This is a genomic window from Aneurinibacillus sp. REN35 (assembly GCF_041379945.2).
Lineage (GTDB): Bacteria > Bacillota > Bacilli > Aneurinibacillales > Aneurinibacillaceae > Aneurinibacillus.
In genome coordinates, this window is record NZ_JBFTXJ020000051.1 from 1 (window position 1) to 252 (window position 252).

The window sequence follows — 252 nt, forward strand, 5'->3', positions numbered from 1 at the left end:
TGAAAGGAAACGCCGGATAACTCAATAGAAACGGCATGGTCGGCATTCAACGTGCGACTTGGCTGCAACGGCTGCAGGGTGGGAGTTAATACTTCTTCCGTCAGCCGCTTGGCTGCATGTTCGCTATCTTGCTTGTATGCAGGCAACGTGGCCATAGCCGCTGCTTCTTCAAATACGGTTAGTGAGGCCATGACAAGCATAGCCAGATATACGCCGGCTAGCGTTCCGTCCGATATCAGATAAGCACCCAGC

General features: G+C 52.8%; 1 pseudogene. It reads right to left on the reverse strand.

Annotated elements, in window-relative coordinates:
* A pseudogene (locus AB3351_RS23630) lies at positions 1 to 252 on the reverse strand (thiol reductant ABC exporter subunit CydC); the annotation flags it as partial.